The 24,909-nt window shown below is 60.4% G+C and carries 22 protein-coding genes; 8 read left to right on the forward strand and 14 right to left on the reverse strand.

Features of this window, described 5'->3' with window-relative positions; translation table 11 throughout:
• Positions 1-21: 21 nt before the first annotated feature.
• The 4 genes from ACWHTU_RS12875 to ACWHTU_RS12890 all read right to left on the reverse strand — a co-directional run bounded on the left by ACWHTU_RS12875 (position 22) and on the right by ACWHTU_RS12890 (position 4,708).
• The gene (locus ACWHTU_RS12875; protein WP_447859772.1) at positions 22-1,752 is read right to left on the reverse strand and encodes a porin; all 1,731 of its coding nucleotides are present in this window, start codon (positions 1,750-1,752) and stop codon (positions 22-24) included.
• A gap of 64 nt (positions 1,753-1,816) precedes the next feature.
• Entirely contained in the window at positions 1,817-2,509 is a 693-nt protein-coding gene (locus tag ACWHTU_RS12880) for a hypothetical protein (RefSeq protein WP_447859773.1), read from the reverse strand.
• A gap of 81 nt (positions 2,510-2,590) precedes the next feature.
• Positions 2,591-3,451 (reverse strand): molybdate ABC transporter substrate-binding protein, encoded by an 861-nt coding sequence (gene modA / locus ACWHTU_RS12885; RefSeq protein WP_447859774.1) that lies wholly within the window; start codon positions 3,449-3,451, stop codon positions 2,591-2,593.
• 36 nt (positions 3,452-3,487) lie between these two features.
• Complete coding sequence (locus ACWHTU_RS12890) at positions 3,488-4,708, reverse strand: substrate-binding domain-containing protein (protein ID WP_447859775.1); 1,221 nt, start codon at positions 4,706-4,708, stop codon at positions 3,488-3,490.
• A gap of 177 nt (positions 4,709-4,885) precedes the next feature.
• On the opposite strand from ACWHTU_RS12890, the gene ACWHTU_RS12895 reads away from it, so the two are divergent.
• The 8 genes from ACWHTU_RS12895 to ACWHTU_RS12930 all read left to right on the forward strand — a co-directional run bounded on the left by ACWHTU_RS12895 (position 4,886) and on the right by ACWHTU_RS12930 (position 16,298).
• Positions 4,886-5,917: a hypothetical protein gene (locus ACWHTU_RS12895; protein ID WP_447859776.1), complete on the forward strand. Its 1,032-nt coding sequence runs from the start codon at positions 4,886-4,888 to the stop codon at positions 5,915-5,917.
• Between the two features lie 36 nt (positions 5,918-5,953).
• On the forward strand, positions 5,954-7,516 hold the full coding sequence (locus ACWHTU_RS12900) for a sensor histidine kinase (RefSeq protein ID WP_447859777.1): 1,563 nt from the start codon (positions 5,954-5,956) through the stop codon (positions 7,514-7,516).
• Positions 7,513-8,871: a sigma-54-dependent transcriptional regulator gene (locus ACWHTU_RS12905; protein ID WP_447859778.1), complete on the forward strand. Its 1,359-nt coding sequence runs from the start codon at positions 7,513-7,515 to the stop codon at positions 8,869-8,871. The genes ACWHTU_RS12900 and ACWHTU_RS12905 overlap by 4 nt, the downstream gene beginning before the upstream one ends.
• Before the next feature lie 220 nt (positions 8,872-9,091).
• On the forward strand, positions 9,092-9,556 hold the full coding sequence (locus ACWHTU_RS12910) for a response regulator (RefSeq protein ID WP_447859779.1): 465 nt from the start codon (positions 9,092-9,094) through the stop codon (positions 9,554-9,556).
• Positions 9,557-9,672: 116 nt separating this feature from the next.
• Entirely contained in the window at positions 9,673-10,203 is a 531-nt protein-coding gene (locus ACWHTU_RS12915; protein WP_447859780.1) for a hypothetical protein, read from the forward strand.
• Between the two features lie 84 nt (positions 10,204-10,287).
• A complete protein-coding gene (locus ACWHTU_RS12920) occupies positions 10,288-13,548 on the forward strand; it encodes an efflux RND transporter permease subunit (RefSeq protein ID WP_447859781.1) in 3,261 nt (1,086 codons plus the stop codon).
• Positions 13,549-13,576: 28 nt separating this feature from the next.
• The gene (locus ACWHTU_RS12925; protein WP_447859782.1) at positions 13,577-14,782 is read left to right on the forward strand and encodes an efflux RND transporter periplasmic adaptor subunit; all 1,206 of its coding nucleotides are present in this window, start codon (positions 13,577-13,579) and stop codon (positions 14,780-14,782) included.
• 109 nt (positions 14,783-14,891) lie between these two features.
• Entirely contained in the window at positions 14,892-16,298 is a 1,407-nt protein-coding gene (locus ACWHTU_RS12930) for a TolC family protein (protein ID WP_447859783.1), read from the forward strand.
• Between the two features lie 84 nt (positions 16,299-16,382).
• Here ACWHTU_RS12930 and ACWHTU_RS12935 read toward each other — a convergent pair whose 3' ends face one another.
• The 10 genes from ACWHTU_RS12935 to radA all read right to left on the reverse strand — a co-directional run bounded on the left by ACWHTU_RS12935 (position 16,383) and on the right by radA (position 24,840).
• A complete protein-coding gene (locus ACWHTU_RS12935) occupies positions 16,383-17,369 on the reverse strand; it encodes a tetratricopeptide repeat protein (protein WP_447859784.1) in 987 nt (328 codons plus the stop codon).
• Between the two features lie 272 nt (positions 17,370-17,641).
• A complete protein-coding gene (locus ACWHTU_RS12940; RefSeq protein WP_447859785.1) occupies positions 17,642-18,328 on the reverse strand; it encodes a hypothetical protein in 687 nt (228 codons plus the stop codon).
• Positions 18,329-18,387: 59 nt separating this feature from the next.
• Positions 18,388-18,855, reverse strand: a complete 468-nt coding sequence (locus ACWHTU_RS12945) for a peptidylprolyl isomerase (protein ID WP_447863360.1) — start codon at positions 18,853-18,855, stop codon at positions 18,388-18,390.
• A 168-nt stretch (positions 18,856-19,023) separates the two neighbouring features.
• On the reverse strand, positions 19,024-20,145 hold the full coding sequence (locus tag ACWHTU_RS12950; protein WP_447859786.1) for a ligand-binding sensor domain-containing protein: 1,122 nt from the start codon (positions 20,143-20,145) through the stop codon (positions 19,024-19,026).
• A complete protein-coding gene (gene tatC / locus ACWHTU_RS12955; RefSeq protein ID WP_447859787.1) occupies positions 20,142-20,909 on the reverse strand; it encodes a twin-arginine translocase subunit TatC in 768 nt (255 codons plus the stop codon). The genes ACWHTU_RS12950 and tatC overlap by 4 nt, the downstream gene beginning before the upstream one ends.
• 78 nt (positions 20,910-20,987) lie before the next feature.
• A complete protein-coding gene (locus ACWHTU_RS12960) occupies positions 20,988-21,230 on the reverse strand; it encodes a YdcH family protein (protein WP_447859788.1) in 243 nt (80 codons plus the stop codon).
• A 67-nt stretch (positions 21,231-21,297) separates the two neighbouring features.
• A complete protein-coding gene (gene rimI / locus ACWHTU_RS12965; protein ID WP_447863361.1) occupies positions 21,298-21,810 on the reverse strand; it encodes a ribosomal protein S18-alanine N-acetyltransferase in 513 nt (170 codons plus the stop codon).
• A complete protein-coding gene (gene tsaB, locus ACWHTU_RS12970) occupies positions 21,810-22,598 on the reverse strand; it encodes a tRNA (adenosine(37)-N6)-threonylcarbamoyltransferase complex dimerization subunit type 1 TsaB (protein WP_447859789.1) in 789 nt (262 codons plus the stop codon). Before tsaB ends, rimI begins: the two co-directional genes overlap by 1 nt.
• Before the next feature lie 12 nt (positions 22,599-22,610).
• Positions 22,611-23,450, reverse strand: coding sequence for a hypothetical protein (locus tag ACWHTU_RS12975; protein ID WP_447859790.1), 840 nt, complete (start codon positions 23,448-23,450; stop codon positions 22,611-22,613).
• A gap of 28 nt (positions 23,451-23,478) precedes the next feature.
• Positions 23,479-24,840, reverse strand: a complete 1,362-nt coding sequence (gene radA / locus ACWHTU_RS12980; protein ID WP_447859791.1) for a DNA repair protein RadA — start codon at positions 24,838-24,840, stop codon at positions 23,479-23,481.
• Positions 24,841-24,909: the final 69 nt, after the last annotated feature.

The raw sequence follows: 24,909 nt of genomic DNA on the forward strand, positions 1-24,909 counted from the left end.
TCCCCATCCGCCCCTCCGAGGTCAGAAGAAAATTTGGTACTGCACCCGAATCGCATTCTCAATCAAACGACCGCCGACCAGATCAACCGGCACGGTGCCGGAGCCGGGGGGAAGCGGCGCGCTCCGGCCGATCGCATAGCCGCCCGTGCCCATCTGGACATTGCTGTAGGTCACCATGATCTGGTGATCGTAGGTTCCGTTCAGAAACCAGTTGAGCGACACATCCGTCTGGTGGATCAGGTCGTCAGCGGCATTCGTGTCCGGATCCCAGTAGGCAAAACGCGCCGCGAGCTCCAGTTTGCGCGGGATGAGATAGTACCCGCTCTGCACGTACCAGCCTAGCGCATTGCCAATCCTTCCCGGAGCCGTGACGGTACAGGTGGTATTCATGCAGGGCAATCCCTTCTCATGGAGCGTGATCGTCTTGAAATAGAACTCAGACTGGAGCGAGAATCCCCGGTACTTGAAGATTCCATCCACCGCCCACGTACTGTAATCGATCAGACCCCACCCCAGTTGCCGGCCGTTGCCGAACGCCGCCAATTGGCGACGGAAATTGAGGTTCGCAAGATCGATCCCGACGAACGAGGCGTTCGAGGCCGTGTTAATGGCAGGATTATAAGAATAGCCCCCGCCGACCGCCAGTTGCGGCGTCTCGGAATAGAAGAGGTCACCCTCGCCGTAGCCCGGACGGCCCAGGATATTCCATTGCACCCGTCCAGTGAGCATCAGCCGGTCAATATCGAAACGGGGATTGGCATTGAGATTCCGCTGATTCGTCGGGCAACCAGCTGGCGATGGAAAGGGATTGCCGCCGGCGGCGCCGCCGGGACAGTTCGGCGTGATCTCTTCGCTGAGGAATGAACCGAATCGGTTGAAGGCCGGACCAGCCCCGTTGAAGACTCCAAGGTAATAATTGACGGGGTAGAGTTCCTCGTCGTTCATGACGGTGATGCCGATATCGCGCCGGTCCAGCCCGCTGGCGGTGAACGCATCCATCACCAGTGCCCGCTCGGCGAACTGCATCGACGCGGTGGAATTGATTTGCGCGCGATTGAAAAACACCTTGTACTGACCGAACATGACATTGAGCCAGGAAAAATGGGTCGAGGTGAAATTTAGATCGAACAGGGCAAGCGATCCCGGCGCCTGAGCGTTTTCCGCCGTCTCCGCTCGGAACTGGACATAGTACTTGAAGTCGGGGTCGAAGAGGTGGCCCATGAAGTACAATCGCGCTCGGCGCAAGTTGAATTGAGAATAGTTCGGCTCTGAACGAACCGCGCGGTAATCGCCGAAGACTCCCAGCAATTCGGGAAAATTCTTGGCATCCCCCGGATTGCGCCAGGCTTCGTTTCGATACCGCTGGGTGTAGCGCATTTGCGCGCGAAATCTGATCTTTAAGAGGAACGCATTGTCGTTCATGGAGAAGTTAAAGCCGCGGTCGTACCAGGCTTTGAAGCTCGGCGAGAGGAGATAGGCCCGCTCCTCCGATTCTTTTTTGACCTGTTCGTACTCTTCCTCGGTGATCCATCCCTGTTTGACCGCCCGTTCCAACAGCAGCTTGAGCGCTGGATCCTGATCTTCCACAAAGACGTACTTGCCGTCTTTTTCGATGAGCTTTCCGCCTTCCACGGCGTTGGCCGGAACATTCCAGGCAAGGAATCCGGCCACTACCAGCACCCACGTGCCCCATCGATAGAAACGAGCAGCGTGGCCACCGGCCGCTCGCCCCTCCACGACCTGACATTCCATAGACCGTCCTCCCTGCGAATTCGAATGACACAAGAACCCCTGCGCGATGCCCTTTGGACGAGCATCACCGAGCCGGCAACGACTCCGCCGACTTCAAAAATTCTCGATAGTCCACTGCCCGAGCTTTCGTTGCGGGATCAATGATCCAAAACCGGCCCGGCTCGAACGTGAGGAGGTAGTCGCCAGGCGATGCCGGCACGAGCGGATAGTTGGGATCGTACGGATCGGACTTCCGGGTGGGGAGTTGAACGTGAAAATGATCAATCGTCAGATGCCAGTAGGGATCGCGCACGGCGATCCAACCCGACGTCGTATCGCGCGCCGCCGCCGGATTGAACCCGGGAGCGAACACGGAAAACGCGACCCGGTCGCTCGGCCCGACCTTTTCCAGCGCGACCGAAAGATGCGGGACCAGCACGTTCAGTTCATCCTCTCGAAACAGCGGCTGGGGCGGTTTTTCTTCCGCGAACCAGCGCAATGGCAGCGCCTTTTTCTCCCGGATTGAAAAGCCTTTCAGAATGCTTCGAATCTCCTGCGCACTCAGTTTGACTGGATGGGTGTAGCCCACCGGCTCAACCTCCCGCTGAATGACGACCAGCACCCGTTGATCTTCCTGCACCACCTGCGTGGTGTACGGCAGCCTTGCGCATCCGGCTGCGGCCAGGACGATTCCCAGCAGAACTCGCGTCAGGATCTGCTGGCCCCGCTGCTTCAGCGGCCGGCGACGACTCATCACGTCCTCATTGTTATTGGCCATGCCAGTCTCCTCTTGATTCAGAATGACTGATATAATGTTAACTATACTTGACGCCTATTCACAAAAAAATCCCTGTCGTCTCTATCGGCCAGCGACCATCGCTTCCGGTGCCTTTCCATTCACCGCTTCGATCGGCGATAAATACCCGAGCGATCGCAACACAGCTTGCGCTTCCCTCCCCTGCGTGAATTCGATAAATCGCTGGGCGAGCGCCCGGTCTGGACATTCATAGTCCATGGCCAACGAATGGACTACCGCCTCCGCTTGTCCGTGATTCGCGACCGCTGCAATACGGATGCGTCGCTGCTCTCGTACCGCCTCAGGTCCGAACAGGATGCCCACATCGGCCTCTCCTCGCATCAGATGGTCGATGACGCCGCGGGCATCGGCGGCGATTTCCAAGCGTCTATTCACGGCTTCCCAGAGTCCGAGCGATTGCAGCAGGGCGCGACTTTTCTGCCCTAGCGTCGTCACGGCCGGATCGGCGATGACGATCCGCAAGCGCTCATCCTGTGCCAGCGCCTCGAACGTCGTCGGCGCCTCGACCACCGACTCCGGCACTACCAGCACCAGCGGCTCCACCGCATACGGCCGACGCGATTCCGGGCGAATATAGTTTTTAGAATCCAAACGGGTGAGTAATTCATCACCGCCCGGCGCAATGAGATGAATCAGCCCTCGCCCGCGGTGGAGATCGACCTTCAAGTGGTTTTGCATACTGGCGATTGTGCGGCGCAGATCCAGTCCGGGCTCTACATGTAGCCGCACCTGTGTACCGGGGAACTGCGCTTCGAACGCATGGCCGAGTGCTTCAAGCGGCGCCTTGACGCTCGGGGAAGCGGCGATCACCAACAATTCCGCCCCCGCGATCTCCGACCGGATGAAAAGTCCGACGCACAAAATTACCAGTGCAGACATTGCGACCCTGATCGAAACGATCATTTAGTCTCCCTCCTTTCTATCTTTATCTTTCATCTTTCACGTTGCGACAGGCGATCCGCGCAGGCTTCTGACGGTTCCCGTCTCCCTCGTATCGTACCCGCCCAACGCCTCCATCTCGGTGCGAAACGGCCGGCTGACGATCGTATCCAACAGGACCGAGAGACTTGGATGCGAAGCAAGAACCGCCTTGGGCACAACCAAGTCGTACCGCGCCTCTTGAAGCGGGAGAAAGTCCAGTCCGTAATAGCGAGCCGCGGCACGGATACCGATGCCCACATCCGCGCGCCCTTCGGCCACGGCTCTCGCCACTTCAAAATGTGACCACGCCACATGGCGATATCCGTTCACCAGCACCGGATCAATTCCAGTCGCCCCCAGTTTCTGATCGAGCAACAACCGCGCTCCCGACCCCTCTTCCCGATTCATCAACGTGACATCCTGGCGCGCGAGGTCGCCGACACCCCGGATGCCTTTTGGATTCCCGCTTCGCACCAGCAACCCTTCTTCCCAAATGGCGAAGGTCACCACCATGACATCTTCGTCCTCGAGGTGCCGCCGCAAATACGGCAGATTCGATTCGCCCGACTTCGCATCGACGATGTGAAGCCCGGCCATGTGGACTTCTCCCCGCTTGAGCGCTTCCAGCGCGGCCGCGCTGCCCATCGTCCAGCCGACGACGGTCGCCGCGTGGTGATGACGCCGCAGGTATTCACCGGCCAGCACAATGGCGGGGTCGCAGCCGGCGACAGCGACTTCCTGCTCCACCGCACGACGATCCCGGAGCAACCGTACTTTGACCAGATTGCCCCGCTTGGCCGTTTGTTGCCCACTACCCGCCGAGCCGATGAGTAATCCATCCGCCGGCACGGTGAAGTTCAAAATCTCGCCCAGCGCCGCGACAGGACGGACGACGAACCGGCTCCCGACACGGGCCACCTTCACACGGGTTGGACCCTGGGTGGACGCATTTAACGGAGTACCGGCAATCAAATCACCTTCGATCAGATCCCCGGTCGCAACGAGGCTGAAGAGGTCTTCAACGCGGCAGCCGAGCGCCCCGGCAAGGCGAAGCGCGACAGCCGTTGTTGGCAAATACTGATTCGCCTCGATCGCGCAGACCGCCTGCCGGGTAATCCCGCTCATGTCGGCAAGCTCCGCCTGCGACAAGCCCTTCGCGGTTCGAAGAGCACGCAACCGATTGTCGATATTTTCCGGTGGCTCGGCCCGACCTTTTTGACTCATAGCAGAGGACCTCATATCATCTATAGCTGATTTTTGTCAACTATAATGAATATCGGATTCGAGAGCAAAATCTCTGCGTAGAAAGCCGTGGTTTATGTGAAATTAATTGTTGATAAAATAACTAATGTTACTTTAATTTAAATTCTACAAAACCCATCCGAATACTACGGATAATAAGGAAGGATGACAACAATGTCTTTATTTCTTTTCGACATTGGACACCTAAAGGCCATCGTCCTCGTCGCCCTTTTCCTGGCTCCTTCACTGACTCAGGCTCTGGAATGGACACCTTCCGACGAGGAAATTGCCACATACCGTAAGAGTTGGAACCCGTTTTCCCACGGCCCCGTCCTCCTTCAAGCCGTCGACATTCAGCCGAAGGGCCAGTTGTCGGTCCGCGAGTTTTTGTTTTCCCAAATCGGCGAGAACAGCTTCGGCAACCAACTCGGCTTCGCCTCTCACAGCAAGCATGGCCCGGTTCATCTCTATTCGCTCTCACCATCCGTCAACGCCGCCTACGGACTCACCAACCATATCGAGCTGGGTGCCGCCATCTCGATGAATTCTTTCTGGGCTAGACAGAACAGCCAGATGACCACCGACACCGGGCTGGGCGATACCTCAGTGATCGTCAAATACCGTCCGATGATTCAAGACCCTGACGGATGGCGCCCGTCGTTCACGCACTTCAGTCAAGTTGTCCTTCCAACCAGTCGTTGGATTACGGGCACGGAGCGGCCCCCCGGCGGGTTCTCACCGCTGGGCCGTCTCCCCAACACCCGGTTCGGCGAACTTGGGATCACGCAAGGAATTATGGCGCGGAAGAACATTCAACCATTTCGATTGAATGCCGCCGTGTTTTACACCTACTCTGCCCCCGGCAGCGATTCCGGCATGACGACCTATACCGGGGACGTCATCAACACGCGGCTGATCTTCGAGCACATCCTCGACGACAAGCGGGGCTTCGGCTACAACGTCGAAGTCAGCACGTTGCATGGGCTGACCTGGCGGGCGGACGGCCATGTCATCAACCGCGGCCAGCGCAACGGGTTCACGATTATCGGGGTGGAGCCGGCTTTACAGTGGCGGATGGGCGAGCAGTGGGTCGCCGCAGCCGGCTGTCTGTTTACCGTGGCCGGCCAAAACGCCATCAATGCGGTGTATCCCAACATTTCGGTTTTCTGGTACTGGAGCAAGACCGGCAAGGTCATGATGCGATAGCTGGCACCGCTTCCGCCGCTATGATACGTTTAGGCCATGCGCGGAGCGCTGACGAGTTGGTTTCGCCATCTCACGATCGGCCAGAAGCTCGTCTTCTCTTTCAGCGTCATGCTGGTCGTGCTGGCGTTCAGCCTGGCCGCTATCCTGGTCTATCTCGTCCGCGTCAACAGCTACGTCGATCGGCATCAGCGGATCACCGTTCCGGCGATCATCACCGCCGCAGCCATGCAGCGGGAAACGTCGGAGATGAACCTGGCCTACCATTTATTCCTGGAACGGAAACCTCCTCGCGGTCTCGAAGAGGCTGTGGAGCGGCTGAACGTGCGTGCAGCCGCGATCAAGAAAGCGCTCGACCTGTACCGCTCCACGCATGCGGCTCGCACCCATCCTATCCTCTATCGGATGTTGACCGAGCATCATCAAACTGCTTTGGCCGACCAGGAAGACGCCGCCATACGGCGGATCGACTTGGCCGTCCAGACGCTGACGGCGAACTGGAACATCTATCTGGCCGCGGCGCGCGCGGCCGGACCGGCCTCCTCCTCGCCCTTGCCTGAGGCGGATCGCTTGATCGGGGAACTTACCAACGGCCTCGATCAACTCATGGACGCACACGTTCGCATCGACGTGGAGATGAAGCGCGAAGGGGATTTGCTGGTCAGCCGGGCTCGCGCGGTGGCTCTGGCCTTGGTCGCACTGCTGGCCTTGGTCATTACAGCGACGTACGTCCTCTTCAACAAGCACATCGCCCAGCCGCTCAAACGTCTTGCCACGACGGCGGATCGGGTCGCTCGTGAAGACCTGTCGGCTTCATTCGATCCCTGGCATTCCAAGGATGAAGTCGGCATGCTCTCCGCCTCGCTCGTCGCCATGCTGGCCGCCTTGCGGGAACGCACCCGCGCGCTGGAACGCAAGACCAAGGAATTGGAAGCCTTCACGTACTCCGTTGCGCACGACCTCAAGGCGCCGCTGCGCGAGATCGAAGGGTTCTCCTCGCTGCTCGAACGCAAGTTCGGCGGGACGGTGGATCCGACGGCCTTGGGCTATGCCGCGAAGATCCACGCATCCGCGCTGCAGATGACCGCGCTGATCGACGCTCTGCTTCGCTATTCCCGGCTCGAACAACAAACCATGCCCAGAGTCCGCGTCGATCTCCATGCGCTGGTTCACGCCGTGGTGTCGGATCGCCTGCAATCCGTGCCATTCCCGGCGCCGGCCGTCACCGTCGATCTACCGGCCGCCGCAATTCAGGGAGATCCGGCAGCGATCAGGCAGGCCGTCGTGAACCTTTTGGACAATGCGCTGAAGTTCTCGCGCGGCGTCGCATCGCCGGAGATCCGCATCGGCGGCACGGTGACGGATCGGGACTACGTGCTCTGGTTCATGGACAACGGCATCGGGTTCGACCCGAAAGAGGCCGAACGCATCTTCGGCTTGTTCGAGCGCCTGCACGCCCCGTCGGAATTTGAAGGAACGGGAGTCGGCTTGGCAATCGTGAAACTGGTCATGGAGAAACACGGAGGGCGGGTGTGGGCGGAATCCTCGCCCGGCAAGGGGAGCGTGTTCTATCTGGCGTTTCCCATGAAGGAAGAGCCATGAAGGTGCTCGTCATCGATGATGAAGAATTCGTCCGGCTGACGCTGGAAGAGACGTTGCGTCAGGAGGGGTGCGCCGTCACCGTCGTCGACCGAGGTCAGGCCGGCCTGGACGCTCTGCAGGCCTCGTTGTACGACTGTGTCATCACCGACCTCCGCATGCCCGGCATGGACGGGCGCGCCGTGTTGGAATGGGTGCGCGAACATCAACCGGACGTGGATGTGATCGTGCTGACCGGACATGGCGAAATTCGAGCCGCCGTCGAGGCCATTAAAGCGGGGGCCTGGGACTTCCTCGTCAAGGAAACGCCGTTCGACGGGTCGCAGGTTGCCGCGGCGTTGGCGAAGCTGAAGACTGTGCGGGCGCTCCGGCGCGAAAATCTCGCGTTTCGTCTGGAGTCGGCCGCCCGTCGCGCCGATCGGATGGTCCACGGCGTCAGCCCGGCCTGGCGACGGCTGATGGAGTTAGTGCAGAAGATCGCGCCGTCCAATGCGCCGGTGTTGATTCAGGGGGAAACTGGCACAGGCAAAGAATGGATTGCCCGAACCATTCACGCGCTCAGCCCACGCCGTGACGCTCCGTTTTTGGCCGTCAATTGCGGGACGGTGAAGGGCGACCTGTTGGAAAGCGAGCTGTTCGGATACGAAAAAGGCGCGTTCACCGGCGCCGTCGCCCAGAAATCCGGCCTGATCGCCGCAGCCGAGAGCGGCACATTGTTGCTGGACGAGATCGGCGAGATGAGCGGGCCGATGCAGGTGAGCGTGCTGCGGGTGCTGGATCGAGGAGAGTACCGTCAAGTCGGCGGGACAAGAATCTTGACGGCCGATGTTCGGTTCATCGGTGCGACCAACCGCGACCTTCAGGATCTCGTTTTCGCTGGCCGGTTTCGAGACGACCTGCTGTACCGAATCAACACTGTGACGCTCCGTGTACCGCCCTTACGAGAACGGCCGGAAGATATTCCCCTCCTGGCCGAACACTTCCTGCAGACGCTTCGATCGCCGGGCTCGCCGCCTCGCGCCTTGTCCAAACCGTCGATCGAGCGCCTGGCCGCCTATCCGTGGCCGGGCAACGTGAGGGAACTCCGCAATGTGGTCGAGCGTCTCATCCTTCTGTCGCCGCCAGACGCCGCACCAACCATCGAACCAGACGAACTGGCAGCCCTGTTGCCTGCCGTACATGAGCGGGTCTCTTGTCGCACCCCGCCTCCGCGTTCTTTGGACGAAGCTGAACGGGAACATATCCTTCGCGTCCTCAAAGAGCACGGTGGGAATAAAACTCAGGCGGCCCGCACACTCGGCATCGATTACAAGACGCTCCTCACAAGACTGCGCAAGTACGGGGTAATAATGGAGTAACGCTTCGGTTCCTGGAGAAATTCCCGTCTTCTCTGGAATTTTTCCAGGGCATAGCCTTGCGACCACTCCTTCGGCACTCCACCCCCATACCCCGTCCAAAGAACTCTTCCCCCGATCGCTCAATGGGTTCCCATCAACACTCTAGCGTGTTCCTCACCAACCCGATTCGGCATGTTGTTTGCTGAGTTACGAGTCTCGCTTTCACACAGTATGGAGGCGCATGATGCACTGCACGACTGCGGCGGCCAGCAAGCGCATTCTGCTAGTCGAGGACAACCGAGGCGAGTGCGAGCTCTTGCAGGAAGCGATCGCGCGGCAAGGGTTCGGCGAGTCGACCGTGGCTCTGCACGACGCCGAATCCGCCCTGGCTGTCCTACAAGCCCAGGCCAGTTCGCTGCACCCCACGCTCCCCCAATTGATCATTCTGGACCTGCATCTCAGAGACATGACCGGTATCGAATTGATATACCGGCTTCGAGCCGACGCACGCCTGCCCCTTATCCCCGTCGTCATGCTGACCACCTCGGAGAACCCGCGTGACATCCGCGCCTGTTACGAGGCGGGAGCGTCGGCCTACATTGTGAAGCCCGGGACCTTCGAAGAACTCTCCGATCTCGCCCACGACCTCTGTCGACACTGGCTCCACTGGAATCGAATTCCCGACCCGGTCGAATCCCGATGCTGACCAGCGTGTCTTGCGTGCTAGATTCACAGGAGCGCTCGTCCCGTCCGACGATATCGGGATCGCGCTCAGACGGACGCGTCACAGAGGCCAGGCGACAGGAAAACCTGAGAACTTCCGTGCGGATGACGGTGTCGCTTGTCGTGTGGGCACTGGTGGTGCAGGCCATCGGCGCCAGACTTGCTCACACATGGAGCTGGATACCGTCCGACGAAGAGATGCGGAAATACCGGAACAGTTGGAATCCGTTCTCGCAAAGCCCGATTTTGCACACGGCGGTCGATATCCAGCCAAAGGGACAGTCTCTGCTGCGTCCGTTTATTTTTTCCCAGCTCGGGGAGCATTCCTTCGACAACCGTTTTCGCTTCTTTTCAAACCGGAAGAGCGGACCGCTTCATCTGTACAACGTTCAAGAGCCTTCTCTCGGATTCGCGTACGGGCTCACAGATCACCTCCAGTTCGGCGCAACGACCTCGATTCAATCCTTTTGGGCTCGAGAAAACGGCAAGATGGACACCGACACAGGCCCGGGCGACACCTCGCTAGCGATCAAGTACCGGCCGATCGTGCAGGACCCAGACTCTTGGCGCCCCTCGGTCACCTTGTTCAACCACTTTTTTATTACTGGAGTGAGACGGACACCGTGCTGATGCGATAAGAACGGTCCACGTGTTTTGCCTCTCCCATTTCCGGCATGAAGAACTCGTGGCCGGATAAGAGGCGCTCTAGCCATCATGATCCGCGCTTCGTTGAACAATCCTTATGCGGTGGTGGCGATCAGCCTGATCGTCGTGATCCTGGGCGTGGTGTCCTACCAGAACATGGTCGTGGACATTTTCCCCGAGATCAACCTGCCCGTGGTGGCCGTCGCCACGTTCTATAAAGGCATGGGGCCCTCCGAGATCGAGGGCGCCATCACGCTGCGTCTGGAGCAGCTCTATCTGCAAGCCTCCTACGTCGAGCACATCGAGTCCCGCTCCCTGCCCGGCGTCAGCCTGATCAAGGTCTATTTCCATCCCTCCTACGACGTCAACGCCGGCATGGCCGAAATCACCAGCCTCACCTATTCGGCCCTGCGCTATCTGCCGCAGGGTGTCTTCCCGCCGATCATCATCAAGTTCGGCGCCGCCAGCCTCCCCATCGGCACCCTCACCGTGAGCAGCGAAACCCTGGGCGAAAAAGAAGTCCGCGATTTGGCCTACTACGGCGTGCGGCCGCAACTGGCCAACGTTCCCGGAGTCTTCGTCGCCCCCAGTTTCGGAGGCACGGTTCGACAGATCACCGTGTTCCTGGACCGCGAACGCATGCTGGCTCGGGGACTGTCCACCCGCGATGTCGTCAATGCCGTCAATGCCCAAAGCCTCCTGCTCCCCGCCGGCAGCGTCAAGATCGGCGAGTTCGACTACAACGTCTACACCAACAGCCTGATCCAGTTCGTCGAGCAGATGAACGAGATTCCGATCAAGGTGGTCAACGGCGTGCCGATCCTGCTCAAGGACGTAGGCCGGGCGGCCGACTCTACGATGATCCAAAGCAACGTGGTGCGGATCAACGGGCGGCGGGCGGTATATCTGCCGATCATGAAGCAGGCGGGGGCGAACACGATCCAGGTGATCGACGGAATCAAGGCCACGTTGCCGAAGCTCTTGGGGCTGCCGAAGGACCTGGTGGTCAAACTGATCTTCGATCAATCCCTCTACATCCGGCAGGCCATCCGGACGCTGGAGCACGAGGGGCTGTTGGGCGGCGGGCTCGCCTGCCTCATGGTCCTCCTCTTCCTCGGCAGTCTGCGCTCGACCCTCATTATCACGCTCGCCATTCCGCTCTCGGTGACTGCCGCGTTCATCGGTCTGTATTTTACCGGCCATACCGTGAACATCATGACGCTGGGCGGGTTGGCCCTGGCGGTCGGCCGGCTGGTCGACGACGCGATCGTCGTCGTGGAGAACACCCACCGCCACATGGCGATGGGCAAGTCGTCGAGACAGGCGGCGGAGGACGCGGTGACGGAAGTGGCCATGCCGATGTTCATCATCACCGTGACAGTATTCCTGGTCTTCTTGCCGATTGCGTTTTTCACTGGCGTCATCAAATTTCTGTTTGTGCCGCTGGCCCTCGCCGTCGCCTACTCGATGATGGCTTCGTTCGTGGTAGCGCTGACCGTCGCGCCGGTGGCGATGGAATGGTTACTCCGGAACGAACAGCACGGACATGGAGAACAGGGAGCCGGTCACGCCGGAAGGTTGACCGCCTGGTGGCACCGACTGAACCTGTTCGACCCGTTCGTCAAGCGTTATGTGGCGGTATTGCGGTGGTGTCTGCGGCACAAGGCGGTGGTGGTGACTGGCGTAAGCGCCCTCTTCGTCAGCTCCCTGTTGTTGGCTCCCCGCCTTGCCACGGAATTCTTCCCCAAGGTGGACGCCGGCCAGTTCATCCTCCACATCGCCGCCCCAGAAGGCACCCGCGTCGAAACCACCGAGGCCCTCATCGGCCAGATCGAAGATGTCCTCCGCCAGGAAATCCCCGCCGCCGACCTCGATCAGATCGTCGCCAACATCGGGCTGCCCCACGGCTGGATGGTCCTCTTCACCCCGGTCAACGGCCCTCATCAGGCTTTTCTGTTGGTCAGCCTGACTCACGAGCATGCCGTGCGCACCGACGCTCTCATCAGCCGCCTCCGCACCCGGCTGGCCCGGCAATTTCCCGGCCTTAAGTTCTCCTTTCAGACCGGCGGCATCGTCAGCGACGTGATCAACTTCGGCCTGTCAGCCCCTATCGACATCAAGGTCAGCGGGCCCCAGCTCACCCAGGTGGCCGAGGCCGCCGCCCGCATCCGCGACATAGCGGCGCAGGTGCCCGGCACCGTCGACGTGCAAGTACGGCAGGGTATGAACTATCCGGAGTTGCACCTGGAGGTGAACCGCGCCAAGTCCGCCTATCTCGGGCTCAACGAACAGCAGGTGGTGATGGACCTGGTGACCGGCCTCAGCTCCAATCTCACGCTCAATCCCGGCTACTGGATCGATCCCAAATCAAACAACGCGTACTTCGTCGTCGCCCAGTATCCGGAGCAGACCCTGATCCATTTCGAGGACTTTCTCAACACCCCCCTCGTCGGCACCAGCCCCGACCAGCCGGCGACCGCGAGCGCCGTGCCGTCGTCGGGGAGCGGCTCCTCGCTGGCCATGCAACAGACTCCATTCCCCCAACGGCCCACCCTGCCGCAAGCAGGCGTCGCCCCAACGCCCCCCGTCCTCTTGCGCGATTTGGTCCAGGTCAACCGGAGGACAGGCCCCGAAACCGTGGACCACTACAATTTGCAACGCACGATGGACGTACTCGTCGGCGTGGCCGGCAATGACCTCGGCCGGGTGACACAGGCGGTCGAGCGAGCGCTCGCGCGGCTGGAACTGCCCCCGGACGTCGCGTTGACCATCAAAGGCGAAGCGGACAGCATGCGGGACGCCCTCCTGGGATTCAGCGGCACTTTGCCGCTCGCGATGGTCTTGATCTATCTCGTCATGGTCGGCTTGTTTCGATCCTATTTGGACCCGTTCGTCATTATGTTCGCGGTCCCGCTCGGCTTCATCGGCGTGATTTGGATGCTGCTCCTGACCGGAACCTCGGTTAATCTCGAATCCCTGATCGGCACATTGATGATGATCGGGATCGTGGTCTCCAACAGCGTGTTGCTCGTTGACTTCGCGAACAATCGATTGCGCGAAGGGGTGCCGTTGGAAGACGCCGTCGTGGAAGCGGGTCGGCTGCGCATCCGCCCGATCTTGATGACCTCGCTGGCGACCATTCTCGGACTCACACCGATGGCGTTGGGTCTTGGCGAAGGCAGCGAGGCCAATATGCCGCTGGCGCGGGCCGTCATCGGCGGGTTACTTGTCTCGACATTCATGACGTTGCTTTTCATTCCCGTGCTGCACGCGATTGCCCGCAAGCGCTCGATGGACAAGAAAGTTGCATCGCCGGGCGCTTCCGCGTAAAAAGAGTTTGTCGTTCCGACATCGGGACATGATGCCACCCCGACTCAACATCAAATTCCTCCTCTGGGTGGGTATCGGCGTAATCGCCTTGCTCGTCTGGGTGGTCGTTTCGACCAGGGACCACACCTTCACGGCCACGTCGGCGACCCAGCCGGCTTCGTCCCCGGACTCCCCGGGCTCTGCCTTGACCGGAGAGGCGGGCAAATCGGTTCTCACCGAAGGGTCCGCGATTCCCGTTCAGGTGCTGAAACCGCAACGGCGGGACCTCGCGCAAACGCTGACGCTTCCAGCCAACGTTTCGCCTTGGTACCAAGCAACGCTGTATGCCAAGGTGCCGGGGTACTTGAAATGGATGGGGTTCGATAAGGGTGACCAGGTGAAGAAGGGCCAACTGTTGGCGGTGATCGACGCGCCCGAAGTCGAAGAACAATACCGGCAAGCCCAAGCGGATTACAAGATCAAGAAGGTCACCTACCAGCGCCTTGCCAATGTGTGGAAAGAAAATCCGGACGTCATCGCCAAGCAGGACGTGGACGTGGCGGAGGCGGCGGCCGAAGCAGCCAAGTATCTCATGGACAGCCGCCGCACCCTACTCGACTACACCAAGGTGTACGCCCCGTTCTCGGGCGTCATTACAGCTCGTTTCGCCGACCCGGGCGCCATGATCCAGGCCGCCACCGGATCGGCGACCCAAGCCGTCCCGCTCTATACCATCATGGACCTGGATATCGTCCGGGTGTACGCCAGCGTGCCGCAAGAAGCCGCCCTCCTGGCCAAGCCGGGCGTTAAGGTCGTCCTGACGGCCCGGGAACTGGCGGCCCAAGAAATCATTGGTGCCATCACCCGCACCACCGAAGCCTTGGACCCTGCAACCCGCACGTTGCTGGTCGAAATCGACGTGCCCAACAAGGACCGCCGTCTTCAGCCAGGCATGTTCGTCAACGCGACATTTTTCTTACGCGAACATCCGAATGCGCTCGTCATTCCGCCCTCCGCGATCGCGACTGGCGGAACCGACAAGGTGAAATCGGTCTTCGTCGTCCGGCAGGGAAAGGCCTATCGGACACCGATCAAAACCGATATCGACGACGGGGTCTGGGTGGAAGTGGTGGAGGGATTGACAGACGACGACGAAGTCGTCATCGTCGGCAAAACGGGACTGACCGACGGGAAATCCGTTCTGGCGTCGCCGTACAACCTGCCGAGCGGAAAACCGTCCAGCCAGAAATACTAACCACCGATCCAGCACGAGTTTTGCGGTAGAAGCGACAGAACGGTTCTCTCGGCGTGTCAAGAATGCGGTCACGGCGAGTCGCCACGCAAGCGAGGAAAGGAGAAGGCCGATGCGATATCTGGTTCGACGTCCGTTGTGCACGCTCGTGCTTTTCATCGCCGCCGCCGTCTGGGTGATACCTTTCCCGGCTTCCGCCCAGGCGCAACGGGATCGGCTCAGAACCGACAAGAGCGGTCAGATCCAGGGGCAATTCTTGGGTCTCAAGCAGGCGGTCGAGTTGGCGCTGGAGAAGCACCCGCTGCTTCAAGCGGCCAACGCGAACCGCAAGGCGGCGGAGGCGCGGACAGAACAGACGCGGTCCCTGTACTACCCGCAGATTTATGCCAATTTCGCGACGGCGTCCGGCGTCGCCGGGATCAACCCACGGTTTGTGACGCCGGCGGGCTCAATGGTGCGTCAGAATCTCAGCCAGTACACCGGCGGAGTTATCGCGAGCCAGCGGCTTTATGATTTTGGGTTCACCCGCGATCTCGTCGAATCGTCGGATCTCGCCGCGCGCGCGTTCGAACAGGATGTCAATGCACAACGGGCCTTGGTAATCGTAAACGTCCAGCGGGCATACCTGAACAGTCTGAAGCAACGCCGGCTGGTGGCGATTGCGGAGGATACCGTGCGCGAGCGCGGCGTCATCCGTTCCCAGGTCGAGACGCTGTATCGCCAGCAGCTCAAATCCAAACTCGACCTCGACCTTGTGGAGGTGGAGTTGACGAACGCCGAAGCGGCCCTGGTGCGCGCGAGGAACAACCTCAAGGCCAGCTTCGCCGAATTGAACCGGGCCATGGGAATCGCCGGCCCGGATGACTATGTACTGGAAGACGTCCCCATCGAAGTGATCCAGCAACAACCGCTCGACACGTTGATCGCGAGCAGCCTATCCCACCCGGAACTCAAGCGTGCGCAGGAGCAGGCCCGCTCGGCCGAAGCCAAGCTTCGCGCCACACGAAAACAGTATCTGCCGACCATCAATGCCGTCGCAAGCGCGGGAGATTTCCAAACGTTCGATACCGACCGTGCCGAACGAACCGGGGGCTGGTGGGCGGCCAGCGCGGTGTTGTCCTTTCCGCTCTTCACAGGCTTTCTCATCGAAAACCAGGTCCGCGAGGCCAGCGCCCAGCAGATCGCGGCCGAAGCTACGGTTTCCAATATCGAACAGGCGCTAACCCAGCAGGTGACGAACGCCTATCTGGACACTGTAACCTTCGCACAACAGATCAAGTTGGCCGAAGAACAGGTCAAGACCGCCCAGGAAGCGTTGCAGTTGGCGCGTCAACGGTACAAGTTGGGGCTGGGAAGCATTGTCGAAGTGACACAATCCGAGGTCGCATTGACAGGAGCGCAGACCAGACTGGCCGAAGCACAGTACGACTACAAGATTGCGGAAGTGACGTTGGCGTACGCCGCAGGTACCCTCTCGATCCCGGACACGTTGTCCGTTCCGCCCGGCATGGCCCCGTAAGCCGCCGGCCGGGTGTACAGGGGGCGGCGCTAGCGGCGGGGAGCGTGTGAAATCCCGCCGCTCACGAGGGAGGCGGTTTTTTAGCTACGGCGTTCCGCTCGGCTTGAGCAAGGTGTTCTCCCGTTCATGCTGGTTTTTGATCTTGTCGGCGCGGGCCGCGAAGCTGATGGCTTCGGCTTTTCGATCGGTTTTCTGCAGCAGTATCGAGTAGTTCTTTAGAATCATGACGAGCTCCGGATGTTCCGCGCCGAATGCTTTCTCAACGATCGCCAGCGCCCGCTTGTACAACGGCTCGGCTTCCTTAAACTTGCCCTGATTGCTGTACAGAGACGCGAGGTTGTTGAGGCTTTGGGCGACATCCGGGTGTTCCCGCCCCAGTGCCTTCTCGCGGATGGCAAGAGAACGTAGATAGAGTTGCTCGGCTTCCTTGTATTTCCCTTGATTGTTGTACACCAACGCCAAGTTGTTGAGCGTGGTGGCGACGCTGGGGTGTTCCGAGCCCAAGCCTTTTTCCTTGATGGCCAGAGCACGGCGAAACAGCGGCTCGGCTTTATCATACTTCCCCTGGTTGTTGTACAGCAGCGCCAGGTTGTTCAGGACCAACGCCACATCCTGATCCTCGGACCCGAGCAATTTTTCTCTGATGGCCAGCGCGCGGGCGTAAAGCGGTTCAGCTTCAGCGTACTTTCCTTGCACCGCGTAGAGCAGCGCCAGATTGTTGAGACTTTGCGCGACCGCCAGCGACTCCGAACCTTCGACTTTTTCCCGGATACCCATAGAACGCATGTACAGCGTTTCCGCCTGGGCGTATTTCCCTTGCACACGATAGGTCTCGGCAAGATTGTTCAGCGTGGTGGCGATGCGGGGATTTTGCGGTCCGAATTGCTCGGCGACCTTCAGCGCCTCCGCGAACATCCTCTCGGCTTCGGCGTATCGGCCTTCTCCGTAGGCCTTGGTTCCGGCGGTGATGTAAGTCTCCCACAGGGTATCCTGCGCCCGCACCCCAACCGCGCCGACAACAAGGCACAACCAGACGGTGATTACCCCTGCGACCCGTTTGTCTTTGCCCATTCCCCACTCCTTTCGTCGCCGGCTGGTTCGCCGGGCCGAGTGCGCGCCGGTTCGATCCCCGCGCCGATCACCTTTTCGTTCCTCAAACTTGTCGCCGGGATACGGCTGACCGTCGGCTTAAAGACCAAGTGTAGCAGTCCGATCATTGGTGCGCTACAGTGCGGTCTCGGATCCCCACCACCCATTTTTTTCACGTTCCTGTCGAACATCGCGAATCGAGCCGCAGACAGGGGCTAGAACGCGTCATGCGCCGAAAACGGCCGATTCATCGTTTATCGCCGAACGACCGGATCACCAGCCGCGGCGCCCGGAAAGGCCCGCGAAAGATCGATGACCAGTTCGTCTTTTTCATTTGCCAGCAGACGATCCCAGATGCTGCTCTTCTGATGCAGGACGGCCGCCTCCTGCTCGAAGAACAGGTCGAATCCCTTGGCCGCCGTCGGGCTCATCGGATAACGGCGGTCGTAAATCATGCCGTAGGCCGGAATGCCGTAGACGATCCGCCAGTTTCCCAAAATGAAATGCAATTCGGTCCCCTGCACGTACAGACCGCCAGTCGTAATCACCCGCTTAATAGAGGTTTGAGGATAGCTTAAGTAGAAAGTGACCCGCTCGTTCGGTTTGGCCTGCGCAAGCGCCTCCGACAATCGGGGCGCTAACAGCGCGATTTCCTCTTCGCTGAACGCCGGTACGCGAGGCGCATCGCCTTGAATCATCCGCTGCACGGCGATCCGGTGTTCCTGAACCTTGAGTTGTCTTAGGATATGCGCTATGTCCTCGATGGAGATCGAAGCGGGATGGCTGTGGGCGCTGGGAGGCCACTCGGGCAGAACAGTCGAATCGATCTCCAACCGAACAAAATTGGCCGGGTCCTCGTACACGGTGCGGGAAGGAACCTGAGGAATCGCGCATCCGGCGAGCAGCGCACACAGAAGCGCGCCTTGTGAAACGCGAAACATGAAACGCGGAGCGACCGTTCTAAAGATCCCCCAGTCGATCTCACACCTCACGTCTCGCGTCATTCGCTGACCGTAACCGTCATCTCCACCCGATCGAGCGGGTTATCGCGGCCGTCGCGTTTCATATTGACGACCTTATCGACGACTTCCATGCCGCTGACGACCTCGCCGAACACCGTGTACTGCCAATCCAGAAAGTTGGCGTCCGCCACGCAGATGAAGAACTGCGACCCGGCGCTGTCCGGATCATTCGCCCTAGCCATCGACAGTGTGCCCCGTTTATGGGGCCGACTGTTGAATTCCGCTTTGATCCGGTACCCCGGTCCGCCCATGCCGTGGGTCGACCGGTCAGGATTCTTGCTGTTGGGATCGCCACCCTGGATCATGAAGCCCGGGATCACCCGGTGGAAGGTGGTGCCGTTGTAAAACCCCTGTTTGGCCAGCTTGACGAAATTGCTCACATGATTGGGCGCCACATCTGGGAAAAAGCGCAGAACGATCTCGCCGAGCGTCTGCCCCTTGGACATCACGGTAATGGTCGCGCGCGTTCGGTCACTGATCTCGTGCATAGATGATCCTTTCTCACAAATGCTCCGACGCAGAGCCGACAGCGGACAGATGGCGGTCCGTGGACTCGGAGCGGGGGACTGAAATGAGGCGTTATCGGTTTTTTCGCCGTTTTTTCAGAGCGGCCTCTATTTGAACGGCGTCTCAAACGGCGAGCGCAAGGTTCCCTGCAAGCCTTCGCTGATCGGCACCCAAGTTTTCCCGTCGTCGTCGCTGCGGAAGGCCCCGGAACTCGTTCCTGCATACAGCGATCCGGCACCGGAGTCGACCAGCACCTGCACCGACATGTTGGTCAGACCGTTGTTCAACGCTGTCCATTGCCGTCCTTGATCGACGGTCTTGTAGATCCCCCGGCCGGTGGCGACGAACAGGCCCCGCTCGTTGGCGAGAATGCCGCGGATCGAATCGTTCGGCAACGCACGGCTGATCGGGCGCCATGTCTGGCCACCGTCATTGCTCCTGAAGACGCCGCCGTCGAATGTGCCGGCATACACGCCCTGCTCTTTGTCAATGGCCAGCACCCTGATGAAATTTTCCACCAGCCCCTCATGGTCCCTGAGCCCGTGCCGCATGCGGACCCAACCCGGCGAACTTTCTTTATACCGCAACACGCCTTTTCCCGAAGTCCCGGCGAACAGGGTGCCGTCCGACGCCTTGGCCAACGCATGAACCAGGACTTCGTCTAGCCCTGTGGTTACCACGGTCCAGCGATCGTCAGCCTCGTTCAGCCGATACACGCCGTCGCCCGTTCCGGCATAGATGACACCGGGCGTAATCAGCAGCGTTTTGATCTCCAGTCGCTTGAGTCCCGCGTTCACCGGTTGCCAGCTCTCGCCACGGTCGCGGGTCCGAAACACGCCTCCGCGGAACGTCCCCGCGTATACCGTGCCATCTGAACCGGCCGCCAGGCACAGAATAAAAGGATCGGTCAAGCCTTCGTTCACGGGGGTCCATACCCCTCCGCGGTCATCGCTGCGGAATATGCCCATGCCGAACGACCCGGCGAACACGGTGTTCTTGCCCAGCGTGGTCATCGCTTGAATGCTCACCGCGGACGCGGAAGGTTCGGTCGGCCGGTTCGTCTTCCAAACCCGCGGCGTTGGGGCTCGGTGCGGACTCAGGAAATCGATGGTCGACTCGGCCTCGACCCGCGCCGCGCCGAACGCGATTCCGGCCAACAGACCGATTCCCAATCCGATCGATCCGATCCCACGACCACGCCCACCGTTGCATAACAGCTTGTTCATCATCGCACCCGATGTCCCGCCGTGCCTATCGGCACCGGGGCTTCCACCGGAGCGGCATCTTCGCCGGCCGCCGAAGTCCGGCCGAATAACCTGGCACCAATGATTCCGACCTCGTACAGCACCATGAGCGGCACGGCCATCAACAACATGGTAAACAAAGTCGCGTCAGGCGTAACGACAGCCGACAAGATCAACGCGACCATCACAGCGTGCTTCCGATAGGACGCCAGCGCGCGGGCCGACACCGCGCCGATGCGGGCCAGCAACGTCAGCACGAGCGGCAGCTCGAACGCGCAGCCGAAGACCAGTAGAAACTTGACGTTGAAATCGATGTACGTGCCGACGGCCAGCTCCGGGGTAATGGCCCGATCCATTCCGAAACCGACGAAAAACTCGATGACCAAGGGCAGAATCACGAGGTTGCAAAAGACCAACCCCAATCCGAACAGGCAACCGGCCAGAAGAAACAGCGGAATCGCCAGGCGCTGCTCCTTCGGCAGCAAAGCCGGCTCGATGAATTTCCAAACGTGATAGAAGATCACCGGCAGGCTCAACACAAAGCCCGCCAAGAACGAGACCTTGACAGAGGCGAACAGCGCTTCGGCCGGGCCATAGAACACCAGGGCGTTGGGAAACGGTCGATTGAGCCACGCGATGATTTCGGCCGAGTAGGTAAACGTCAAGACGAACGTCGCCGCCAAGGTGCCGGCGACGATCGCAAGCCGTCGTTTGACCGTCCGTAGGTGGGTCGCTAACGGTGGAAGCATGGCACACGGACTCCCGGCTTTCAGCCCGGCTTCGCTCCATCGGCCTGGCGGGCGGCGCGCTGACTCGGCGCGAATGATTTAGTGTGTGGTGGAGTGCAATTCCTTTTCGCGATACAGGCGGATGAGTTCCGCCATCTTGTCTTTTTTCGCCAGCTTTTCTTTCTGAATCTGCTTTTTCAGCAGTTCTTCTGACGGGGTCAGCACGTGCCGTTTCTGGAGTTCGGCCAATTCAGCATCAAGCCGGTGGTGAGATTCTTCCAACTCCCGGAATTCGCTGCTGGATTGGCGCAACCGCTCAGCAATCGAACTGTCCGTCAGCATATCGCACCTCCCTGGTTGAATAAGAAAACGCGAGCCTGCCCTCCGGGGCTGGCTCCTCGACGTGATGTCACGGCGCCGCTTCGGCCACTAACGGTTCCAAACGCATCAGCACCGCGTCCTCCACGGGATCGGTATAGTACTTCGCTCTGGCCGAAAATGGGCGAAAGCCCAATCGCTCGTACAACGCACGGGCGGCATGGTTCGACGCCCTCACCTCCAGCACGGCACGCACCGCCCCCTCCGCTTTTCCCATCGCCAGAGCCCTTGATACCAACGCGGTTGCGATGCCCCGCCGCCGTTCCGTTTGGACCACCGCCAAATTCATCAACCGCACTTCGTCGAACACGATCCAGAAACACAAATACCCGACGACGGTTGTGTCCATCGCATCGCGGTTGACCAACCGGGCAACCAGAAACCGGGCGAACGGGTTGCCGGTCATCTCCGCCTCGAACATTTTGCGACTCCAGGGCGCGGAGAAGCAAGCCTCTTCGATCCGCAACAGGTCGGGCAACAGTTCCCGAGAAGCCGGTTCGATCACCAGCGACCCGTGTAACAGGCAGGAGGGATTCTCATTCATCACGGCCGAGGGATAGAGTCGATCGGGCGCCGGGTTCGCCGACGCCCGATCCCGTGTTGGATGATCCGCTGGCTCTTGGTCCTCAAACCAGCCGGACGACGCTCGTGCGCGATTTCGGCTTCGGAACGCTGGACATAGCGGGGAGCCACGCCGAGCCCCGCTATTTCTCCGCGGGACAGCCGTTCCAACCCCGCCAGACCGATACTCACCGCCGAGGGTAGCATCGCTTCGTCCGGCGCCTCATGGAGGAACGATGCCCGGTCGGCCAACGCCAGGCGGATGTCCGTCGCGTACCGCCGCCATCCGTCCCCTAACATAAGGGTCGGGCCGTGTATAGCTTGGTCGACCCGGTTCGGCGGCCCGACTCGTTCTCCCACAAGCTGGCGCAACGTTCCCTCACCGGTCCACTGATACAAGGCCCAGTAGGCTTCACCGGTTCGGCCCGTGATGATTGGGCAGATGGGGATCACCGCCCCGCGGAGATTCCACGCCAACGCTTCCAACGTCGGGACCACCGCAAGAGGCAACCCTGTCACCGCCCGGAATCCCAGCATCGTCGCCAACCCGATCCGCAAACCGGTGAAGGACCCCGGCCCGATTGAGACGGCGAGCCCGTCCAATTGGGCGAGTTCAAGATCTGCCAACGACAACAACCGATCGATCGTCGGGACCAGCCATTTGGCGTGCGAGCCTTCGGCATCGCGATCCGAACGGGCCAACACCGTTTCGCCATCGAGAATCGCCACGCTTTGCCAGGCCGTCGCAGTTTCAACAGCCAGAATCTTCATGCGTTACACCCGCTACACGGTTCCGAGATCGGCCGGTCGTAACGGCGCGTTGGGGATGATCTCATGAAACGTTACCTGCAGGCTGCCCCGCCCATGGCCGTCCTCCATCGTAATCTTAAACGGCCGCATCAGCGGCGTTCGCGATCCCCCTCTCGCGTTCCGCGCTGGTCCGCCGTTCTCGCTCTCGCCCACCGGACGGAAATCGTCGAAATACATGACCGCCTCGAGTTCGCCGGTCGGCGACAGCCGCTCCTCCTGCACCACCTGGAACGAGCGCCGCTCGAACCAAATACGGCGGACCACGGTCCTGCTCCGGGGGTCGCCTTCGCCCGGCGCGAACACATCCAGGCGGTATCGATCGCCGTCCTCGGCGAGCGCGACGCGCTCGTGTTCGGCCACCGACGCGATCCCGACCGCGCCGCTCATCGCCCAGACGCTCAACTGGAACGGGCGCGCCAACTTGCCCATTTTACCCATCTCGGACGAGCGACCGGTCAGCACGCGACTCATCGCGGGCAGGCGTAGCTTGTACAGATCATCCGAGAGGACGAATTCAAACAACTCGCTCCCCAAGACGGTAAATCCCTGAAGCCGCATCGCATCGGGACGGCGATAATAAATGGCGCCCTCCATCCGCTGCGCGATCGGGATCCCTTCTCCCTTGATGGACACCCGAAACAGCCCTTTCATCGTCTGGATCGCCGCTTCTCGCTCGCGCAACAGAGCGATGAGCTCGGCTGCCGTCGCTTCTTTCAGCGGGACCTCCGCGCGGGGAAACCAGAATGCACAGCCGGCTATGAGCGCCAGTGCCACGGGTAACACGGAGTAGGCAAGATGATTCGAAAACTTCATGTGCTCTTTGAACTTTTCACGATGCAGTTCACGTCAGCGCCACATCCAAGGCGTCTTGTAACTCGTGAATGCCGATCAATTCGATGCCGTCGATGGGCCCGAGCTTGGACACGTTCCGTTCCGGCAGCAGACAGCGCCGAAATCCCATCTTGGCGGCCTCGCGGATGCGAAGATCAGCCTGGGTAATGGCCCGCACCTCTCCCCCGAGCCCCACCTCACCCAGCACCAAGGTGTGAGGATCGATCGGCACCTCCCGCAAGCTCGAAGTGACGGCGGCCACGATTCCCAAATCAATAGCCGGTTCGTCGATCCGCAGGCCGCCCACCACATTCACGTACACGTCCTGTCCGGAGAGATGCATCCCGAGGCGTTTCTCCATGACGGCTAGGAGCAGCGAGACCCGGTTCACCTCGACGCCGTTGGCCATGCGTTTGGGCATGGCATAGCCGGTCGGCGACACGAGCGCCTGCACTTCGACCAGGATCGGGCGTGAGCCCTCGAGGCTTGACACAACGACGGAGCCGGGGCTGCGTCGCGGTCGTTCCGCCAGAAACAGCTCCGAGGGATTGCCGACCTCTTCTAGACCCACATCCTTCATCTCGAAGACGCCGATTTCGTTGGTCGACCCGAACCGGTTCTTCACCGCCCGCAGGATGCGGTAGCTGTGGCCTTTGTCTCCCTCGAAGTACAGCACCGTATCCACAATGTGCTCGAGCAAGCGCGGACCGGCGATGGCCCCTTCCTTGGTGACGTGGCCGATGATGAACACCGGCACGCCGCTCCGTTTGGCCAACCACATCAGTTGGCCGGCAACCTCCTGCACTTGGCTGACGCTCCCAGGCGCCGAAGACAGTTGATCCGTATAGACCGTCTGAATAGAATCCACGACTATCGCCGCCGGTTGGATCTCCCGCACGGCCTTGAGGACTTCCTCCAACGAAGTTTCCGCCAGGATCAACAACCCGGGATGCTCGATCCCCAGCCGTTGCCCCCGCATCTTAATCTGCCGCGGCGACTCTTCGCCGGAGACATAGAGGACCTTCTCTCCGTCGAAGGCCAATCTGGGAAGGGCCTGCAAAAGCAATGTCGTCTTGCCGATGCCGGGGTCTCCGCCGATCAAGATCACGGAGCCTGAGACAACCCCGCCGCCTAGCACCCGGTCGAATTCCCCGATACCGGTGCAGCGGCGATGTTCGCCGACGGCCTCGATCTCCACAAGAGGGGTCGCGTTGAAGGAGGCGATCTTGAATGCAGCCGGGCGGCCCTTGCTGGCGGCGGAGACCCGTTCCTCCCTCATGGTGTTCCAGCCGCCGCAGTCTGGGCAGCGGCCCAGCCACCGAAGCGCTTGGTGTCCGCATGCCTGGCAGGAGAAACTGGTCTTCGCCCGCATCCGCCGGAGGCCTCAGCCTACTCAAGGGTCAAGAAGATCAAGACTATCTTAAAGGATCGCGATGGGAAA

The sequence above is a fragment of the Nitrospira calida genome, from assembly GCF_976986435.1.

Excerpts from the sequence above, each read along its gene's own strand:
- ACWHTU_RS12875 (WP_447859772.1), bottom strand. The coding sequence starts at position 1,752 with ATGGAATGTCAGGTCGTGGAGGGGCGAGCGGCCGGTGGCCACGCTGCT.
- ACWHTU_RS12880 (WP_447859773.1), bottom strand. The coding sequence starts at position 2,509 with ATGGCCAATAACAATGAGGACGTGATGAGTCGTCGCCGGCCGCTGAAG.
- modA (WP_447859774.1), bottom strand. The coding sequence starts at position 3,451 with ATGATCGTTTCGATCAGGGTCGCAATGTCTGCACTGGTAATTTTGTGC.
- ACWHTU_RS12890 (WP_447859775.1), bottom strand. The coding sequence starts at position 4,708 with ATGAGGTCCTCTGCTATGAGTCAAAAAGGTCGGGCCGAGCCACCGGAA.
- ACWHTU_RS12895 (WP_447859776.1), top strand. The coding sequence starts at position 4,886 with ATGTCTTTATTTCTTTTCGACATTGGACACCTAAAGGCCATCGTCCTC.
- ACWHTU_RS12900 (WP_447859777.1), top strand. The coding sequence starts at position 5,954 with ATGCGCGGAGCGCTGACGAGTTGGTTTCGCCATCTCACGATCGGCCAG.
- ACWHTU_RS12905 (WP_447859778.1), top strand. The coding sequence starts at position 7,513 with ATGAAGGTGCTCGTCATCGATGATGAAGAATTCGTCCGGCTGACGCTG.
- ACWHTU_RS12910 (WP_447859779.1), top strand. The coding sequence starts at position 9,092 with ATGATGCACTGCACGACTGCGGCGGCCAGCAAGCGCATTCTGCTAGTC.
- ACWHTU_RS12920 (WP_447859781.1), top strand. The coding sequence starts at position 10,288 with ATGATCCGCGCTTCGTTGAACAATCCTTATGCGGTGGTGGCGATCAGC.
- ACWHTU_RS12925 (WP_447859782.1), top strand. The coding sequence starts at position 13,577 with ATGATGCCACCCCGACTCAACATCAAATTCCTCCTCTGGGTGGGTATC.
- ACWHTU_RS12930 (WP_447859783.1), top strand. The coding sequence starts at position 14,892 with ATGCGATATCTGGTTCGACGTCCGTTGTGCACGCTCGTGCTTTTCATC.
- ACWHTU_RS12935 (WP_447859784.1), bottom strand. The coding sequence starts at position 17,369 with ATGGGCAAAGACAAACGGGTCGCAGGGGTAATCACCGTCTGGTTGTGC.
- ACWHTU_RS12940 (WP_447859785.1), bottom strand. The coding sequence starts at position 18,328 with ATGTTTCGCGTTTCACAAGGCGCGCTTCTGTGTGCGCTGCTCGCCGGA.
- ACWHTU_RS12945 (WP_447863360.1), bottom strand. The coding sequence starts at position 18,855 with ATGTCCAAGGGGCAGACGCTCGGCGAGATCGTTCTGCGCTTTTTCCCA.
- ACWHTU_RS12950 (WP_447859786.1), bottom strand. The coding sequence starts at position 20,145 with ATGATGAACAAGCTGTTATGCAACGGTGGGCGTGGTCGTGGGATCGGA.
- tatC (WP_447859787.1), bottom strand. The coding sequence starts at position 20,909 with ATGCTTCCACCGTTAGCGACCCACCTACGGACGGTCAAACGACGGCTT.
- ACWHTU_RS12960 (WP_447859788.1), bottom strand. The coding sequence starts at position 21,230 with ATGCTGACGGACAGTTCGATTGCTGAGCGGTTGCGCCAATCCAGCAGC.
- rimI (WP_447863361.1), bottom strand. The coding sequence starts at position 21,810 with ATGAATGAGAATCCCTCCTGCCTGTTACACGGGTCGCTGGTGATCGAA.
- tsaB (WP_447859789.1), bottom strand. The coding sequence starts at position 22,598 with ATGAAGATTCTGGCTGTTGAAACTGCGACGGCCTGGCAAAGCGTGGCG.
- ACWHTU_RS12975 (WP_447859790.1), bottom strand. The coding sequence starts at position 23,450 with ATGAAGTTTTCGAATCATCTTGCCTACTCCGTGTTACCCGTGGCACTG.
- radA (WP_447859791.1), bottom strand. The coding sequence starts at position 24,840 with ATGCGGGCGAAGACCAGTTTCTCCTGCCAGGCATGCGGACACCAAGCG.